This window comes from Streptomyces sp. NPDC001222 (assembly GCF_042896945.1).
Taxonomy (GTDB): domain Bacteria; phylum Actinomycetota; class Actinomycetes; order Streptomycetales; family Streptomycetaceae; genus Streptomyces; species Streptomyces gibsoniae.
Map to the genome: position 1 here is coordinate 66,296 of NZ_JBIAXT010000002.1, position 17,413 is coordinate 83,708.

Genomic DNA, 17,413 nt, shown 5'->3' on the forward strand with positions numbered 1-17,413 from the left:
CCTCACCTCACGGGATGTCCGAAATTCAGAGCCTCGTTGCCTAATATTGGCCAGGACACGACACACGGAGGGGAGCGGTGACCGTGCGACGGGACTTCAAGGAGCCTGCCAGACCCCGCCCCGACCTGGTCATCGGCCGGGACGAGCTGTGCGCGGGAGCGCGCGAGCAACTCGCCGGCGGAGGAAGTGTGCTGGTCCACGGCCCGGCCGGAATAGGAAAGTCGACCGTCCTGCGCTCGCTGGCCGCGGATTACGGCGAACGGGTGCGCACCGTGTTGCGCTGCTCGGCGACCGAGTCCGAATCCCATCTCCCCTTCCTGGCCCTCGCCGACCTGCTCGGCCTCGTCGTGGACGAGGTCGCCGACCAGCTGCCCGCCCCGCAGCGCACCGCCCTGGAGTCCGCGCTCACCGGCCGCGGTGAGTCCACGCTGCAGCGGGACGGTCTCGCGCTGCGGCTCGCGGTGCTGTCCACCCTGCGGGCCCTCGCCGCCCGCGGGCCCGTACTGATCGTCGCCGACGATCTGCAGTGGCTGGATCCGGCCAGCACCGAACTCCTCGGCTTCGCCGCGCGCCGCCTCGGCGGCACACCCGTGCAGATGCTGTGCGCGGTGCGTACGCACACCGCGCCGCAGGGCCAGGAACACGACCGCTATCTGAGCGTGGCCCCGCCGGACACCCTCGCGGTCCGGGTCGGCCCGCTCCCTCGCGCCCAGATCGCCGCGCTGCTCGATCACCGCGGCTACACCGGCCTGCCCCGCTCCACCGTCCGGGACATCCACCGCACCAGCGGCGGCAACCCGCTGTTCGCGCTGGAGCTCGGCCGGGCCCTGGTCGAGAGCACGACACCGCCGAGCCCCGGTGAACCGCTGCCGGTGCCGACCTCGCTGCGCGCGCTGGTGCTCAACCGGCTGGAGGCGCTGTCCGCGGAGGCCCGCCGCACGCTGCTCGTGGCGAGCGCCGGGGCCCGGCCCACGCTGGCCCTGCTGCGCGCCGCGGGACGGCCGAACGCGGAGGCGGAGACCGCGCAGGCCGCCGCGCTCGGGCTGCTGCTGACGGAACGGGACGCGCCGTACGTACGCTTCACGCATCCGCTGATATCGGCCGCGCTGTACGCGCAGGCGAGCGCGCAGGAGCGGCGGGCCGTGCACGCGGCCCTGTCGACGGCGGCCGGCGACCCGATCGAGCGGGCCCGGCATCTCGCGCTAGCGAGCACCGGCGCCGATCCGGGGGTGGCCGGGCGGCTCGGCGAGGCCGCGGCCGCCGCGCGGGACCGGGGCGCGCCGTCGGTGGCGGCGGAACTCGGGCTGCTCGCGGCCCGGCACACCCCGGCGGACGCGACACCGGCCGCGGACGAACGGCGGCTGCAGGCGGCCGAGGACGCGTTGACGGCGGGCGAGACGGACTTCGCGCGGGACATCGCCCACGAGGTGCTGGCGCGGGCGACCGAACCGGCGGACCGGGTGCGGGCGTGGATGGTCGTGATCGACGCCGCCGGGCATGCGATGGCCGAGGTCGACGCGGTCTTCCCGCAGGCGCTCACCGACGCGGGCGACGATCCACGGCTGCTCGCCCTCGTGCACTACCAACTCGCCTGGCGGGCGCTGCTCGTGGAGGGCGACTTCGACCGGGCCCGGGAGGAGGGCGCGCTCGCTGCGGACCTGGCGGCGCGCGCCGGGGACCGGCGCAACGAGCTGCTGGCGCTGGCCTTCCAGGCGCAGTCCGAGACCCTGATGGGGCATCCGGACGCGCCCGTGACCATCAAACGGGCCCTGCGGGAGCCGCAGGATCCGCGGGTGGCATGCGACCACAACGGCGCCGGCTACGCCCGGTTCCGCTGGCTGATCATGAGCGACCAGCTGGCCGAGGCCCGCAAGGCGATCAGCGGTCTGCTGCGCGAGGTGCGGCGGCGCGGGATGGTCGAGGCCGAGGTGCACTTCCTGCGCGGGCTCGCCGAGACCGAACTGCGGGCCGGACACTGCGGGCGCGCCCTCGAACTGGCGCGCGAAGGCCTGCGGCTCGCCCGTGACACCGGCATCGGGGAGGCGGCGAGCGCCATGCTCACCTCGCTCGCGGAAGCCGCGGGCGGCGAGGTGGAGCGGGCGCTGACGCTGGCCCGGGAGGCCGTCGGGCGCGCCGAGGAGGACGGCGACGTGCTGTATCTGTCGCGGGCCCTGGCCGCCCTCGGGCATGCCCAGCTGGTGGCCGGCGACGCGGCGGGGACGGTGGGATCGCTGCGCCGGGTCCGGGAGTTGGAGGAGGGGCTCGGGGTCACCGACCCGGCCCGGGGGCGCTGGCAGGGCGACCTCGCCGAGGCACTCGTGCGCACCGGGGACCTGGCCGAGGCCCAGGACGTCATCGACGCCACACGCGCCCGTGCGCTGCGGCTCGGACGGGAGAGCGTGCTGGCGGTGCTGGACCGGACGGAGGCGCTGGCGCGCGCCGCCCGAGGGGAAACGGTCCCCGCAGAACGGCAGTTGACGTCTGCTCAGGACCGGCTGGCGAAACTGGGATACGGACTGGAGGAGGCCCGGGCCGCTTACGCGCTGGCGGGTCTGCGCACCCACAAGCCCGGGCCCACCTCGTACGACGAGGCGGCCCGGCTCTTCCGCCGCTGCCGCGCGATGCCGTGGCTGCGCCAGGTGGAGACGGCCACGGTCACGGGAGCCGCCGCCCAGCCGCCCCTGGCCGCGGCGGCCCTGGACACCCTGGCGGCGACGGAACGGCAGGTGGCCGCGTTGGTCATGGAGGGGGCGACCAACCGTGAGATAGCGGCCCGGCTGTTCATCAGCGTGAAGACCGTGGAGGCCACGCTCACCCGGGTGTACCGCAAGCTGGGCATCCGGTCGCGGGTGGACATCGTGCGCCTGGCGGCGGGCCACCGCTCGGCCTGACCGGATCCGACCGGGCACCAGGCCGGGCGCTCGTGCCGACACGCACCGGGCCGGGGCTCACCCCGACCGCGCCCGGCCCCCGCGCGAGCTCGTGCCGACACCTACCGGGCCGGGGCTCACCCCCGACCGCCCCCGGCCCCCGCGCGAGCTCGTGCCGACGCACCGGACCGGGGCTCACCCCCGACCGCCCCCGGCCCCCGCGCGAGCTCGTGCCGACACGTATCGGGCCGGGGCTCACCCCGACCGCCCCCGGCCCCCGCGCGAGCTCGTGCCGACACGCACCGGACCGGGGCTCACCCCGACCGCCCCCGGCCCGCGTGCGGCCCCCCGGTCGCCTCGACCGGATCCGGCCTGCGCACCGAACCGCGCCCCGCGCCGCGATGGGATCCGGTCTACGTACCGGCCCGCCACTCGTCCCGACCGGGTTCGGTCGACGTACCGGGCCATCGTTCGTCCCGACCGGATTCGGTCGACGTACCGGTCCGCCCCGCGCCCTGACGGGATCCGGCCACATACGGGGTCGGCGTCCGGACCGACCGGATCCAGCCACACACAGGCCCGACACCGGCACGACCGGATCCAATCACGCACACCGCCCACACCCGGCACGACCGGATCCAACCACGCACACCGCCCACACCCGGCACGACCGATCCGACCCACATCACGGGCCACTCCTCGAACTGATTCGGCCGACGTGACGGGCCATCGGTTTACGCGCGCAGACCGAGGGTTATCCCTGCCCAACTCCCCTAGGGGGTTCCCTCATTGGGACAGGACCGCGCCTCCTTCTAGCGTAAGGGCGTGCCGCTCGCCGGGCACACCGGGGCCGGCCCCCACTCCTCTCGAAGTCCACTCGAGCGGGACGGGCCGACGCCGTCGTGCAGCACCCCCACCCGTGCGCCCCCCACCGGCAACCCCCCGAGGAGACTCATGCCCGGGCTCAACCGTGCGAGACAGACCGTCGCCGCCGGCCTCGCGGCCGCCGCGGCTGCCACGACCGCGCTGCTCGGCGCCACCACCGCCGTCGCCGCGCCCCAGCCGATCGTCGGTGGCACGACGACCACGACGACCGCGTACCCGTTCATGATGCAGATCACGGACGCGTCCGGAAACCAGTTCTGCGGCGGCACACTGGTCGCGGCGAAGAAGGTCGTCACGGCCGCGCACTGCATGGCCGGCGAGACCACCGGCAGCGTCCGTGTGGTCGGCGGCCGCACCTACCTCAACGGTACGAACGGTACGGTGAGCAAGGTCAGCAAGATCTGGGTCAACCCGGACTACACGGACGCGAGCAACGGCGACGACGTCGCGGTGCTGACGCTGTCCAGCTCGATGCCGTACACGACGGCGTCGTACGTCTCCTCCTCCCAGACGGGCGTGTACGCGGCCGGCACCACCGCGCGGATCGTCGGCTGGGGCACCACCTCCGAGAGCGGCAACTCCTCCAACCAGCTGCGCACCGCCACGGTTCCGATCGTGTCGGACTCCAGCTGCAAGAGCTCCTACGGTTCGGACTACGTCCAGTCCGACATGGTTTGCGCCGGATACACGTCCGGCGGCGTGGACACCTGCCAGGGCGACAGCGGCGGTCCCCTGCTCATCGGGGGCGTCCTGGCAGGGATCACTTCCTGGGGCAACGGGTGTGCCGAGGCGGGGTACCCGGGTGTCTACACCCGGCTGACCACCTTCTCCTCACTGGTGACCGCGCAAATCAACTCCTAGCCCCTGAAAACTCCTGAGTACCCCTCAGGTAGAAGCCGGGGGGCGTTGCGGGCCTCCACGAGCGGTTCGCAACGCCCCCTTTCCAACCCTCCGGCCGTGGGCCGGGCCCCCGGGCCCGGCCCACGGTCTCTTTGCTACTTGTCGGCGGTCAGCTTCCCCGCGGCACCCCAACTGTCCGCCGGCACCTCGTGGATCCACACCTGCACGGTCTCGGCCGGGACCCCGTACGCCTCGACGAAGGCGTCGGTGACCCGCCGGACGAGGTCCCGCTTGAGCGTGACATCGCGGGGACCCTGCTGGACGGTGACGATGGGCATGACCGAACTCCTCTGTGTGCGGCGGCCGTTCGGGCCGCCTGGACTCGGGTCCAGTCAACGGCCCGGGGCGTCCGCGACCAAGAGGCAACCGCAGAGCGCAGCGATCAGTTCTCGTGATCGCCGCAGGCCGCCAGCAGGTCGTCCAGACAGGGCGGCGGGGCCGCGGCACGGACGGCGAGTCCGGTCGACAGGGCGAGGCCCGGCTCCTGGAAGGGCACGAAGGCCACCCGCGGCGCGTGCAGCACCCGCGCATGGGAGGCGTACACCACCGTCCACAAGGGCCGGGCTCCGATGGTGGCGAGGGTGTCGTGGAGCGAGCCGGGCACCGGGCCCGGCAGCGGTTCGAACCCGGCCGCCCGGCAGGCGCCGACCACCAGGTCGACCAGGGCGGGGTTGGCGGCGCGCGGGGTGATGCTCAGGGGCAGTCCGGCCAGCTCGTCGAGCGGGATCTCGGCCCGGGCGGCCAGGGCGTGCCCGGCGGGCAGGGCGACCACCAGCGGGTCCCGCCACAGGGGCAGCACCCGTACGCCGGACAACGGCTCCGCGGCCCGGACGAACGCCGCGTCCAGCCGGCCGTCCGCGACCCGCGCCAGCCGCTGTGCCGCCGGGAGCGAGAACAGCTCCACGGGCACCTCCGGCCGGCGCCGTGCGAAGGCCGCGAGGACGCGGTCCAGATGGACGCCGAGCCCGGTGCTGGTGCCGAGGCGCAGCCCCGCCGGGGGCAGGACCGCAGCGCGGGCCCGGTCCGCGGCGGCGAGCACCGCCCGCGCCTCGGGCAGCAGCCGCTCGCCCGCCGGGGTCAGCCGCACATGCCGGGGCGAGCGGTCGAACAGCTCGGCGCCCAGCTCCCGCTCCAGCCGCCGGATCTGCTGGCTGACCGCGGACTGCACGATGTGCAGCTTCTCGGCCGCGCGCCCGAAGTGCAGTTCCTCGGCGACGGTCACGAAGTAGCTGAGCTGCCGCAGTTCCATGGTCCCGACTGTATGGGGCCGTGATCCGGGCGGTGCTGTAAGGGCCCTGGACACCGGCCCCATGGACCGGATCGGTCGTGCCGTGCCGGTCGTGCCGTCACCTCGGTACGACGGTCCCGAAGCGGATGTCGTGGGCGGCTCCCGGGCGCATGACCGCGAGCATCCGCTCTCCCTCGGCGGTCACCTCCTGCCGCTGGGCCTTGGTGAGGGTGCCGAAGGATTCGATCACGAGCGTGCCGTCGACCGCCTTCCACACCCCCGCCAGGAATCCGTCCACGAGAAGGGTGTGGTAGGCCTGGTTGCCCTGCCGGCTGCGGCCCTGGAGGCCGGCCGGCACGACCCGGGTGCGGTCGGCGTGGGAGAGCAGCAGATTGTCGTATTCCGGCAGGAACCGTGGCGGCGCGGGGGTGTCCGGATCGGGCCGGGGCGCGTCCGGGAGGTCGAAGAGTTCTACGCCGCGGTGGTCGCGGAAGGTGGCGAGCCGCGGGCGGAGGCGTTCGAAGGCGCCCCTGAGGCGGGTCAGGCCGGACCAGGTCTGCGTGTCCTTGACGGACGCCGGACCGAAGGAGGCGAGGTGACGCAGCACGATCTCCTCCGGCGCCGGGGCCGGCCCGGCGGTGCGGCCGAGCCAGTGCTCGGCGGTGGTGAGGGCGACCTGACCGCTCCTGCCCCACAAGCCGCGCGGGGTGACCTGGACGAGTGGCAGCCGGCAGCGGGCGGCGACGGCGAGGGCTCTCGGCTCGGCGTGCGGCCACTCGACGGCCAGCGCCTCGCGCAACTCCTGCATGGTGCGGGGGCAGGTCTCGACGAGGTCCCGGACGAGCGCGGTGAGACGGTCCAGGTCGACGTCGGCGAGGCCCTTGCGGAAGAGGCGCAGCTCGCGGTCGCGGGCGGGCTGGACCAGCAGGCGCAGGGACAGGCAGTCGTCGGCGGTGTGCGCGTGCAGGGTGGAGCGCAGGGTGACGATACGGACGACCTCCCGGTCGGCCATGAGCGTGGAGAGGTGCTCGGGGGCGAAACCCTCCAGTCGGGCGGCGAGCGCGTAGTACGGGGGCTGGACGTTCTGCGCCTGGAGTCCGAGGAGGTGCGTCACGGCGGCCCGCGCGGACAGCGGCGACCGGCGGAGCAGCAGCTGACGGGCGAGGGTGGCCCGGTTGAGGGCGCGGGGGTGGAGGACGGGCGCCGAGGCGGCCCGCACGGCCGTCCTGCGGGATGCGGGCACCGTGGCCGGCCGTTCCGCCGCCGTACCGGGAATGGGGCTCGTCTGCGTCATGGCGTGGACGCTAGTGCGGCTTGCGGTCAGCCTCTGTCCGCAACTCTCACCGCGTTCTGGGACACACTTCGACCCTGTGCCGATTGGCCCCGTATATCCTGCTCCGTGATCACGCAGACGTACGTTCGATACGGGAGGCAGCCGCGATGTCCGAGCGCCGTGCCCGCCCAGCCGTCGGCAACGGCCGCAAGTCGGTCTGGCGCCGAGCCCTGAACCAGGCGACGACACCGCCCGCGAGCCCCCCGGCACCGCGGCCCGAGGCAGCGCCCCCGGAGCCCGTGGAGGCGGACAGTGTCGTCCAGGCGGCCCTGTACCGGGACGGTGTCCGTGTCTCCGCCCCCGAGTCGCTGGCCGACACCTTCCGCGAGCTGCGCGACGACCCGGACGGCATGGCGTGGATCGGTCTGGCCCGTCCGACCGAGTCCGAACTGCTCTCCCTGGCGGCCGAGTTCGATCTCCACCCGCTCGCGGTGGAGGACGCCCTGGAGGCACACCAGCGGCCGAAGCTGGAACGGTACGGCGACACACTGTTCGTCGTGCTGCGCGCCGCCCGCTATCTGGACGCGCCGGAGGAGGTCGACTTCGGCGAGCTGCATGTGTTCGTGGGCCCGGACTTCGTGATCACGGTGCGCCATGGCGCGGCCCCGGACCTCTCGGCCGTCCGCCGGCGCATGGAGGAGTCGCCCGAGCTGCTGAAGCTGGGGCCCGAGGCGGTGCTGTACGCGATACTGGACGCGGTCGTGGACGGGTACGCCCCCGTGGTCACCGGTGTGCAGAACGACATCGACGAGATCGAGACCGAGGTCTTCCGCGGCGACCCGGAGGTCTCCCGCCGCATCTACGAACTCTCCCGCGAGACGGTCGAGTTCCAGCGCGCCACCCGCCCCCTGGTGGGCATGCTGCACAGTCTGATGGCCGGCTTCGCCAAGTACGGCACGGACGAGGAGCTCCAGCGCTATCTGCGGGACGTGGCGGACCACGTCACCCACACCAGCGAACGCGTCGACAGCTTCCGCCAGGCCCTGACGGAGATCCTGACGGTCAACGCGACCCTCGTCACCCAGCAACAGAACGCGGAGATGCGGGCGCTGGCGGAGGCGGGCTTCGAACAGAACGAGGAGATCAAGAAGATCTCTTCATGGGCGGCCATTTTGTTCGCTCCGACGCTGGTCGGCACGATCTACGGGATGAACTTCAGGGAGATGCCGGAGCTGCATTGGGTGCTCGGATACCCCTTCGCGGTCGTCCTGATGGCGGTCGTATGCACCAGTTTGTACCTCATCTTCAAGCGCAAGGACTGGCTCTGAGTTATCAGGCCCACGAGCGCATGCCCTGCCGATTCGAACCGCCGAGGGCACATGTCCCGGCCTCTCTCGGGGCGCTGGGGAGAATCTGGGGAGAATGAGATGCCTCAACGTCGCCCGGTTCTGGCCGCCACCAGGGGCTGTCCTGGCGATCATGAGCGGAGCCAGATGGCGAGTGCTGCGGCGGTGACGGTGCCGCGGTAGACGTAGGCGCGTTTGTCGTATCTGGTCGCGACCGCGCGGAACTGTTTCAGCTTGTTGATCGCCCGCTCGACAGTGTTGCGCTTGGCGTACCGCTCCTTGTCGAAGCCGGGCGGCCGGTCACCGGTGCTCCCATGCCGCAGACGGCCGGCCGCTTGGTCGGCTTTCTCCGGGACGACGTGCCGGATCCCGCGTCCACGCAGGTACGCGCGGGTGCGACGGTTGCTGTAGCCCTTGTCGGCGCTGACGCTGTCGGGTGTCGTGCGAGGCCGGCCGGTGGCCAGGCGGGGCACCCGGATCCGTTCCATGACAGCCTCGAACCGGGTGCGGTCGGCCCGCTGACCGGGCGTCAGGAGGAGCAAGAGCCCTGCGCACTTGAACAGCAGCACCGGCGCCGCGCAGTGTCCCCCAGTGCAGCGGCAGCCGCCCGCAGGTGCGCCTTTCGCCCTTGAACAGCAGGCCCGCAGCCTGCCCGCAGCCGCGCGATGTCCGCAACCCCGGGCCCAGTGGCCCCCGCAGGAGCGCGCGCCCCACCGACAGACGCGCCACCAGTGCGCGTATTACGCGTTCGGGTCCCAGTCTGCGAGCTGCTCCATCGGCTCGGTGTCGCCGGTGGTCTCCAGGCCGTCGAGCGGGACGCGCTCGTAGAAGTAGAGGACCAGTTCGCTCGCTGTGCCTCGCATCGCCATGTCGCCCGGCTCCGCGTCGGCGGCGAGGTCGTCGCAGCGAACGCCGTCGGCGTTGAGGGTCAGGCGCCAGGAACGGCCCTCGGTCGTGTGCAGGTCGATGGTCGCCGGCTTGAACGGCCAGGGGACGGTCGTCGCCGCGACGGTCGTCAGGAACTCGTCGACGCCCTCGACCGCGACGTCCGTCGGCAGCGGCTGTGCGGCGCCCTGGGTGAGCTCGGCGTCGTAGGTGTGGACGGCGATCTCCTGGATCTGGTGCCGGGCCACGGCTCCGCTGGTCTCCGGGGCCTGCGAGCGGCCCCACCAGGTCCAGCAGCCGCGGTCCGGGCCGGCCTCGCGCATCGCGTCGAGCATGAGCTCGGTCGACTCGGCGAGCCAGGCGTCCAGGGCTTCGCGGTCGCGGGGCGCGGTCGGGGCGCCCTTCGGGTCCGTCCTCGCCGGGGGCTCAGCGCCCGGGCCCGCCGCGACGATGGCAGCCTGGCGGCGGCGGCCGTCACCGAGGTGCTGCGCCAGTTCGCGCAGTGTCCAGTCCGGGCAGGTCGGGACCTGGACGTCAAGGTCGGGGGCGGACGCGATCGCGGCGCGGAACGCGGCCGAGCGGTCTTCGATCAGCCGCAGGACCTCGGGGAACTCCAAAATGTTTTGCACCTCGGTTGTGTATCACGGCGCTCTGGCCGCGGGTAGCGAATTTGTCGGACGAACGCGTCGACGGCCGGGCGGAGCGCCGGCGCCGAAGCCGTCCTGAAACTCCGCGCACTGCTCGCCAACGGCGGCTTGTGATGAACGGGGTGCTGTACCGGATTCGCACCGGTGTGCAGTGGCGTGACCTGCCGGAGCGCTACGGTTCCTGGAAGACCGTTCACGAGCGGCATCGGCGTTGGTCGGCGGATGGAACGTGGGAGCGGCTGCTCCAGCGGGTGCAGGCCGAGGCGGACGCGGCCGGGGGCATCGTGAGCGCCGCGACTGCGCCCAGCGGACCCGTCCCCCGGCCGGCTCGCCATCGACCCCGATCGGCGTACCTACGTGCCCTATACGGTCGAAACCCGCGCTCCCCGACGCCTGCGGAGTGGCTCCTCGTCACTGTCGGGCTTGCCACCGGGCGGGGAGAAGAAGCTGCGTGCGACTGATCACCTCAGTTCGGCCGGTCCGAGCACGATGGTCGGCCCTGAACCTCCCGACGGATTTCCGCCAGCACCTGGCCCCCTGCCGCGCCACGCTGAATGACATGACCAGCACCTATCAGCCCCGGCCCATCACCCCCACCGCCCTGAACGAGCTCCGCGTACGCGACGACGCCGGGCGTTTGATGTCTCCGTACGTGGACGAGGAGGGCGGCGACCCGCTCCGCTGCTGCCTGCGGCTCAGCGTCGTGGGCGACCGGATCGCCCTCGTCTCGTACGCCCCACTGCGCCGCTGGGCGGCGCAGACGGGCGCCGAGCCCGGGGCGTACGACGAGCAGGGTCCGGTCTTCATCCATGCCGAGGACTGCGGCGGGCCGGACCCGGACGGCACCGGTTACCCGTGGGCCCGCCCGGGCGCCCTGCGCGCCTTCCGCCGTTACAACAGTCGAGGGCACATCGTGGGCGGTCGCATGGTGGAGCTGTCTTACGACGCCGACGCGGCGTTCGACCGCGCCCTCACGGAGGCCTTCGCCGACCCGGATACCGCCCAGGTCCACGTGCGGGCCGTCGAATACGGCTGTTACCACTTCCGCGTCGACCGGCCCTGACGGGACGAGGGGGCGGATCGCCGGCCACCGCCGAGGGCCCGTCCCTCACACCACCCGACCGTACGGCCCGCGGAACCACCTCCCCGATCACGGAGCGCCTGACGACGCGTGGCGCCGCGCACGCGCCGAAGCGACAAGTTCAGCGCAGCGGCTTCACCAGGATCGCCTTGCGGTGGCTGAACGTCTCGATGGAGTAGCGGCCGTGGTAGCTGCCCGTCCCGCTCTCCCCCACCCCGCCGAACGGCAGGTCGGAGACCGTGAGATGGGCTAGCGGGAGGCCGTGGCCGAGGCCGCCGGACGAGGTCTCGGCGGCGACCCGCTCCCGGGTGTCGTCGGACTCGCTGAAGACGTAGAGCGCGAGGGGCTTGTCGCGGTCGTTGATGAAGGCGATCGCGTCGTCGAGGTCCGGGACGGTGACGATGGGCAGGATCGGACCGAAGATCTCCTCCTGCATCACGGGGGACTTCGGGTCGACGTCGGCGAGCACGGTGGGCGCGATGTACTTGGTGGAGCGGTCGGTGTCGCCGCCGACCACCACCCGGCCCGAGTCGAGCAGTCCGCTGAGCCGGTCGAAGTGACGCTCGTTGATGATCCGGCCGTATTCGCCGGACTCCTTGGGCTCGGTGCCGAACAACGCCTGGACGGCCCTGACCAGGGCGGGTTCCAGAGCGGCGGCCGTCTCGGGGTCGGTCAGGACGTAGTCGGGGGCCACGCAGGTCTGCCCGGCGTTGAGGAACTTGCCGCGCGCCAGCCGGTCCGCGACCACCGCGAGTTCGGTGCCGCGGTCGACGAACGCCGGTGATTTGCCGCCGAGTTCGAGAGTGACCGGGGTGAGGTGCTCGGCGGCGGCGCGCATCACGATACGGCCGACGGTGCCGTTGCCGGTGTAGAAGATGTGGTCGAAGCGCTCGGCGAGCAGGGCCGTGGTCTCCGGGATGCCACCCTCGACGACGGCGACCGCCTCGGTGTCGAGGTAGGCCGGGAGCAGCCGGGCCAGCGCGGCCGAGGTCGCCGGGGCCAGTTCGCTGGGCTTGGCGACGACCGCGTTGCCGGCGGCGAGGGCACCGACCACCGGGGCGAGCAGCAGCTGGGCCGGGTAGTTCCACGGGGCGATGACGAGCACGACGCCGAGCGGGTCGTACTGCGTCCAGGCGGTCGCGTCGCCGCCCAGGTGCGACGGGACCGGGGCCGACTCGGGGCGCAGCCACTCCTCCAGGTGGTCGAGGGTGTGGTCGATCTCCCGGACGGTGAAGTCGATCTCCGTGCGGTAGGCCTCGGTGGCGCTCTTGCCCAGGTCCGCGTGGAGGGCGGCGGCCAGCTCGTCGCCGCGTTCCGTGAGCATGGCGCGCAGGCGGCGCAGCTGGCCGGTACGCCACTCGACGGGCTTGGTGCGGCCGGTGCGGAAGGTGGCGCGCAGCCGGGCCACGAGGTCGGCGGGCTGCTCGGGGGTGGACTGGTTCACGGATGCCTCGCTGCTGGGTGTGTATGAGCCTTACGGTGCTCAGTAAGATGCATTTTGCAACCTTTCAGGCACCCAAGTAAATTCCGGCACCGGGAACCACTGTGCGTGTGGCGATGCTCACACCACGGCCGACACGCGATCTCGACGGCGTCGGCGTTCCGTTCAGTCTCGAGCGGGCCTGCGTCTTCCCCCGTGCACAGCGATGTGGCCCGGGCCCGAGCGCGCGGACGCCGGCTGACTGCGCCGTCAGACCAGGAGTCCGCTGCCGCGCTTGGTGAGCGGCTCCGACTCGTACGCGGCCGGGGCGACAGCGATCCACCAACAGTGGGTCAGCGGGGCGCAACCGATCGCGCGCTCGGTGCGTGAAGGGGACAGGAGAGTGCCCGGAGTCGGGCGTCCAGGGAGGCCTGTGGTGTCGCTGCGCGACGACGACCCGACAGCGGTGGGCGGATACAAGTTGGAGAGCCGCCTCGGTGCGGGCGGAATGGGCGTGGTGTACCTCGCCCGTTCGCCGCGCGGAACCCCTGTGGCGCTGAAGGTGGTTCGGCGCGAGTGGGCCGAAGACCAGGCATTCCGAGCGAGGTTCGAGCTTGAGGTCGCCGCCGCGCGGATGGTTCACAGCCAGTACACCGCGCCCGTCGTCGATGCCAGTCCGCGGGGGCCGGAGCCCTGGATGGCCACGCTCTACGTGCCAGGCCAAAGCCTCGACGCGCACGTGTCGGAGAACGGTCCCCTGAGCGGGGCAGAGCTGACCGAACTCGCCCGCGCGCTGGCCCGAGCGCTCGCTGACATCCACCGCGCCGGCGTGATCCACCGAGACCTCAAGCCCAGTAACGTTCTGCTCACCGAGGACGGGCCCCGGGTCATTGACTTCGGAGTGGCCCAAGCGACCGACGGCCTGGGGCTTACCGAGACCGGTCACCTCGTGGGTACGCCGGCCTTCATGGCACCGGAGCAGCTGCAGTCCAGCCGTACCGTCGGGCCGGAGGCTGACGTCTTTGCCCTGGGCTGTGTCCTGACCTTCGCGGCGACCGGGTACGGACCGTTCAGGGCGTACGGCGCGTTCGGCGTCGCCTACCAGGTGGTCCATGAGGAGCCAGATCTCACCGGCGTGCCGGACGGTCTGCGGGAGCTGGTGGCCGACTGCCTGATGAAGGAGCCTGCGAACCGCCCGGCGCCTGCGGCGATACTCACACGCCTCACCGGGCCGCCGGCCCCACCGCCGCCGCGGCGGGAGGTGTCCGCACGGCGTCGGTGGGTCGTTCCCAAAGAGGTGGTGACCCGGCGTGTACCTGTCTGGGCGGCCGCCTCATCTGTGCTGGCTGCCGTGTCGCTGACGCTGGTCGCAGCCGGGACAGGTGGCGAGTACCGGCCTCCCCCTCCGACATCGGAACGCCCTGGCATCGTGCTGGCGAATCCGCAACCGTGGGTATCGAGCGTGCGTGTCGCGGGGCCTCCCGGCGAGCAGTGCGTTTCTGGCGACCCTGCCTCAAAGATCCGGGCGTTCCTCTACTGCCTGGCCGGCGCCCGGATCCTCGGCATCGAGGTCTATCACGGCAAGACCGTATGGGAGGAAGTCCGTCCTGACGTTGACGACGGCGGGCGGGCCGCGCTGGTCGGGGTCCGGGGGAAAGAGCTCTTCTACGCCACGACGGCGGAAGGCCAGCAGGTGCTCCGGGCCCTGGACGTCATGACTGGAAGGATCCTGTGGAGGCGTGAATTCACGAATCATCCCTCACAGATCGTTCTGTCACACGGCGCCTTCCTGCTGATCTCCAGCGGTCGGATCCAGGGTCTCGATCCGACCGCCCGGAAGACGCTTTGGGAGCGGCCCCTCGCCGACGAGGCGTCCGTCTCCACACTCGGGGACGGGACCTACCTGATAGTGCGCGGGCAGCAGCGCACAGAGGTGACCACGCTGGATCCCGCGACGGGTTCGGTCGGGAGGCCCGTCGTCCTGGAAGCGGAACTGCACGTCCTGGCGTCGGCGAACGGCATCGTTGCTCTCGGCGACCGAAGCGCCGCCGAGGCTGACTCCACCTCCCTGTTCGTTCTCGACACCGCAACCGACTCGACGCGCCGCCTGCCTCTCAAGGGCCCGAAATTCCGGCTCACCCTGGGCCGAGACATTGCGTTCCTCGCCTACGAGGACGGCCACGTCTCGGCAATCGACACCCACACCGGCAAGGAGCGCTGGAGCGCCTCAGTGCAGGGCGACGTAATTGCCGACCCGGTGTACGCCGACCGGCAGTTCCTTGTCATGACCGACGACGGGGAAGTGACCGCTTTCAGTGCCGACATCGGATTCCGGGCGGTTATCGGCCCTCCACGCGACAGCAGCACTCTGGAGAAGGCGCCGTTTCAAAGGCCGGAAATCATACGGAACAACGACGACGCCTTCTATGCACTCACCCCGGACGGGCTGCTGTACACGCTGCATGTCCCTGGCTCCACCCGCTGACAGCAGTCGCGGCCGCGGTGCGAGGCCGACGCAGAAAGGCGCCTGCCGCCCTTTGAGTGCTTCCCGAGAACTGCCCGGATGGAGGCAGACGGATCCTGGGCCGGCTCAGTATCCGATGGCCTCTCGGAGGAGCAGCACGGTGCCGCGTCCTGGACGGGGTTCCGCGTTGAGGATGAGCAGGCGGTTGACAGCGCTGGGCGTCCCGTACACCGCCTGGGCGCGGGCGTTCTCCAGCGGGAGGGCGTGCTCCTCGACGCGGCGCAGCGCCGTGCTCAGATCAGGCACCACCTTCTGCGCGCCGACGATCCAGACCGCGTGGGCGGCGCCGCCCGCGTTGGCAGGGAGTTGGCTGCCGCTGCCGGAGGCAAGAACGAGCGAGCCGGTCTCGGTGACCGCGGCGACGCTGTTGACGACGTATTCGGGGCCGGCGACCAGCCTTCGGATCTCGTCTGCGCCGGTGGCACGGTCGATGCCCAGGACGCGCGGCCTGATGGCGTCGTACCGGCCTCCGGCGTTGATGTCCTCGTCGATGCCGGACAGTCGGAGGGTCTCGCTGGCTCCGGTGAACACGCCGGCGCCCTCGGGGATGAGGTCCGGGATGCGGGCGCGCGCGGCCGCGGCGTCGTCGAGGATCTCGGCGTCGAAGCCGTTGGCACGCAGCGCGTCGGCCGCCCGCTCCAGTCGTTCGGCCGATGCCGGGTGGGCGAAGGACGCGGCCGCAGCCGGGATGGCCGTGGCGTCTGCCGGGTTGGTCGCGGAGCCCTGCGCCGCGTCGGGCGCCGTGCCGGCCAGCGGCGAGGTGTCGAGGTACCTGACCTCGTACACCCGCTCGGCGAACTTCCAGCCCTCCGCGGTGCGCTGATAGCGGTCGTGGTAGACGGCGTAGTTCAGACCCTGGCGTCCGTCGAGGGTGCGCGCGAGTTCCTGGATGTAGGCGCGGCCGGTCGCGGTGTCGCCGTCGAGCAGGATCGTGCCGGGGTGTGTGGTCTGTACGAAGAAGTCCCACTGGCTCTGCAGCCGTTCGCCCCCGGCACGGATCTCGTCGCGGCCGACCTGCTCGGCGGGGATGTTGGGCATGCGCAGGGCACCGTCCGGGGTGAACAGCGACGCCAGGCGGGACCGGTCGCGCATCATCGCCGCGTCGGTGAACTCGCCGCGCAGTGCCTCGATCTCGACGCGGTCCGCGATGGCCTGGAAGTCGTTCATCGGAGTCCCCTATCCGTCTTGTTGTCGTCCTCACCGGTACGACAACGCAGCCCTTCGGAATGTGAGGCGGCGCGTCGGCCTCACATTCCGGTGCGCTGTCTTGTCGTAACGGGTAGGGGCACAGCAGCGAGCGAGGGAGACGGCCGGACCATGACCACCAGAGCCGAGCCCGGCGACGATCAGAGCGAGCCGGGCCTCAGCGCGATCATGAGCGAGCGGCGCCGGCTGATCAACCTCGGCTATCGACTCCTCGGGTCCCTTGCCGACGCCGAGGACGTCGTGCAGGAGACCTACGCCCGCTGGTACGCCATGTCCGCACGGGAGCAGCAGGCCGTCGAGTCGCCCGGCGCCTGGCTGGTGACGGTCGCCAGCCGCATCTGCCTGAACCTGCTGGGCTCGGCGCGGGCCAGGCGGGAGACGTACGTGGGCGACTGGATCCCGGAACCGCTGCCCGAACCCACGGAGTGGATCAGCGGGCACTCCGGCGCCGGCATGATCGACCCGGCCGACCGGGTCACTCTCGACGAGTCAGTGACGATGGCCTTCCTGGTCGTCCTCGATGCGATGACCCCGGCCGAGCGCGTCGCGTTCGTCCTGCACGACGTCTTTCGCTACCCCTTCGCCGAGATCGCCGAGATCGTCGGCCGCACTCCGGCGGCGTGCCGCCAACTGGCCTCGTCCGCCCGCCGTCGCATCCGCACCGCGCAGACCCCGGCGGGCCCGAATGCCGGGCAGGCCGGCATCGTCAGGCAGTTCAAGACGGCGTGGGAGGCCAAGGACATCGACGCCCTGATCAGCCTGCTCGACCCCGACGCCACCGCGACCGCCGACGGCGGCGGGCTGGCCGTCACCCACCTGCACCCGATCGTGGGCGCTGAGCAGATCGCACGTGCCTACGCCGAGATCGCGCGTGTGGCGGGCGACCGCACGACGTTCCTGGAGTGCACGGTCAACGGCCTGCCCGGCCTGGTGGCGCAGCAGTACGGCAACATCGCGACCGTGTTCGCGTTCGAGGTCGCGGGCGACCGGATCAGGCGCATCTGGGCGGTGCGAAACCCCGAGAAGCTCCGTCCCTGGCGGATCAGTTGAGGAGACTTCGCGGTATCCGGTGAGCACTGGAGCACGGCGGCGCATAGACGCGCCACAGCCACTCGTCAGCGACCATCATTTGTACAGGCTGATGTCGA

General features: G+C 71.9%; 12 protein-coding genes and 2 pseudogenes. 7 read left to right on the forward strand and 7 right to left on the reverse strand.

From position 1 onward, the window contains the following. Positions 1 to 77: 77 nt before the first annotated feature. Entirely contained in the window at positions 78 to 2,891 is a 2,814-nt protein-coding gene (locus tag ACFY2Z_RS03405) for an AAA family ATPase (protein WP_390742490.1), read from the forward strand. Positions 2,892 to 3,824: 933 nt separating this feature from the next. After that, complete coding sequence (locus ACFY2Z_RS03410; RefSeq protein WP_390742491.1) at positions 3,825 to 4,616, forward strand: S1 family peptidase; 792 nt, start codon at positions 3,825 to 3,827, stop codon at positions 4,614 to 4,616. A gap of 134 nt (positions 4,617 to 4,750) precedes the next feature. Here ACFY2Z_RS03410 and dmpI read toward each other — a convergent pair whose 3' ends face one another. From dmpI to ACFY2Z_RS03425, 3 genes are all read right to left on the reverse strand, one after another. Then, positions 4,751 to 4,987 carry a 4-oxalocrotonate tautomerase DmpI gene (gene dmpI, locus ACFY2Z_RS03415; protein WP_390742903.1) on the reverse strand — a complete coding sequence of 79 codons (237 nt, stop codon included), beginning with the start codon at positions 4,985 to 4,987 and terminating at the stop codon, positions 4,751 to 4,753. Between the two features lie 50 nt (positions 4,988 to 5,037). Continuing rightward, on the reverse strand, positions 5,038 to 5,904 hold the full coding sequence (locus ACFY2Z_RS03420) for a LysR substrate-binding domain-containing protein (RefSeq protein WP_390742492.1): 867 nt from the start codon (positions 5,902 to 5,904) through the stop codon (positions 5,038 to 5,040). Positions 5,905 to 6,001: 97 nt separating this feature from the next. Further along, the gene (locus ACFY2Z_RS03425; RefSeq protein ID WP_390742493.1) at positions 6,002 to 7,177 is read right to left on the reverse strand and encodes a winged helix DNA-binding domain-containing protein; all 1,176 of its coding nucleotides are present in this window, start codon (positions 7,175 to 7,177) and stop codon (positions 6,002 to 6,004) included. 146 nt (positions 7,178 to 7,323) lie between these two features. On the opposite strand from ACFY2Z_RS03425, the gene ACFY2Z_RS03430 reads away from it, so the two are divergent. Then, positions 7,324 to 8,484 carry a magnesium and cobalt transport protein CorA gene (locus tag ACFY2Z_RS03430; RefSeq protein ID WP_390742494.1) on the forward strand — a complete coding sequence of 387 codons (1,161 nt, stop codon included), beginning with the start codon at positions 7,324 to 7,326 and terminating at the stop codon, positions 8,482 to 8,484. A 149-nt stretch (positions 8,485 to 8,633) separates the two neighbouring features. On the opposite strand, the pseudogene ACFY2Z_RS03435 reads toward ACFY2Z_RS03430, so the two are convergent. Both ACFY2Z_RS03435 and ACFY2Z_RS03440 read right to left on the reverse strand, forming a co-directional pair. Beyond that, positions 8,634 to 9,056: pseudogene (locus tag ACFY2Z_RS03435) on the reverse strand (transposase); the annotation flags it as partial. A gap of 186 nt (positions 9,057 to 9,242) precedes the next feature. Then, positions 9,243 to 10,016 (reverse strand): maleylpyruvate isomerase family mycothiol-dependent enzyme, encoded by a 774-nt coding sequence (locus tag ACFY2Z_RS03440; RefSeq protein WP_390742495.1) that lies wholly within the window; start codon positions 10,014 to 10,016, stop codon positions 9,243 to 9,245. A 122-nt stretch (positions 10,017 to 10,138) separates the two neighbouring features. Between ACFY2Z_RS03440 and ACFY2Z_RS03445 the strand changes: the two are divergent. Both ACFY2Z_RS03445 and ACFY2Z_RS03450 read left to right on the forward strand, forming a co-directional pair. After that, positions 10,139 to 10,319 (forward strand): annotated as a pseudogene (locus ACFY2Z_RS03445) (transposase); the annotation flags it as partial. 274 nt (positions 10,320 to 10,593) lie between these two features. Continuing rightward, complete coding sequence (locus ACFY2Z_RS03450) at positions 10,594 to 11,097, forward strand: DUF1203 domain-containing protein (RefSeq protein ID WP_390742496.1); 504 nt, start codon at positions 10,594 to 10,596, stop codon at positions 11,095 to 11,097. A 139-nt stretch (positions 11,098 to 11,236) separates the two neighbouring features. Here ACFY2Z_RS03450 and ACFY2Z_RS03455 read toward each other — a convergent pair whose 3' ends face one another. Beyond that, positions 11,237 to 12,559, reverse strand: a complete 1,323-nt coding sequence (locus ACFY2Z_RS03455; protein ID WP_390742497.1) for an aldehyde dehydrogenase family protein — start codon at positions 12,557 to 12,559, stop codon at positions 11,237 to 11,239. 412 nt (positions 12,560 to 12,971) lie between these two features. Here ACFY2Z_RS03455 and ACFY2Z_RS03460 point away from each other — a divergent pair, with 412 nt between their 5' ends. Beyond that, positions 12,972 to 15,020, forward strand: a complete 2,049-nt coding sequence (locus tag ACFY2Z_RS03460) for a protein kinase (protein ID WP_390742498.1) — start codon at positions 12,972 to 12,974, stop codon at positions 15,018 to 15,020. Between the two features lie 105 nt (positions 15,021 to 15,125). On the opposite strand, the gene ACFY2Z_RS03465 is transcribed toward ACFY2Z_RS03460, so the two are convergent. Then, a complete protein-coding gene (locus tag ACFY2Z_RS03465) occupies positions 15,126 to 16,226 on the reverse strand; it encodes a nuclear transport factor 2 family protein (protein ID WP_390742499.1) in 1,101 nt (366 codons plus the stop codon). A gap of 150 nt (positions 16,227 to 16,376) precedes the next feature. Between ACFY2Z_RS03465 and sigJ the strand changes: the two genes are divergently transcribed. Then, positions 16,377 to 17,315 (forward strand): RNA polymerase sigma factor SigJ, encoded by a 939-nt coding sequence (gene sigJ, locus ACFY2Z_RS03470; protein WP_390742500.1) that lies wholly within the window; start codon positions 16,377 to 16,379, stop codon positions 17,313 to 17,315. The last annotated feature ends 98 nt before the right edge of the window (positions 17,316 to 17,413 follow it).

Coding starts and splice junctions, on each gene's coding strand:
- ACFY2Z_RS03410 (WP_390742491.1), top strand. CDS start 3,825: ATGCCCGGGCTCAACCGTGCGAGACAGACCGTCGCCGCCGGCCTCGCG.
- ACFY2Z_RS03420 (WP_390742492.1), bottom strand. CDS start 5,904: ATGGAACTGCGGCAGCTCAGCTACTTCGTGACCGTCGCCGAGGAACTG.
- ACFY2Z_RS03425 (WP_390742493.1), bottom strand. CDS start 7,177: ATGACGCAGACGAGCCCCATTCCCGGTACGGCGGCGGAACGGCCGGCC.
- ACFY2Z_RS03430 (WP_390742494.1), top strand. CDS start 7,324: ATGTCCGAGCGCCGTGCCCGCCCAGCCGTCGGCAACGGCCGCAAGTCG.
- ACFY2Z_RS03450 (WP_390742496.1), top strand. CDS start 10,594: ATGACCAGCACCTATCAGCCCCGGCCCATCACCCCCACCGCCCTGAAC.
- ACFY2Z_RS03465 (WP_390742499.1), bottom strand. CDS start 16,226: ATGAACGACTTCCAGGCCATCGCGGACCGCGTCGAGATCGAGGCACTG.
- sigJ (WP_390742500.1), top strand. CDS start 16,377: ATGACCACCAGAGCCGAGCCCGGCGACGATCAGAGCGAGCCGGGCCTC.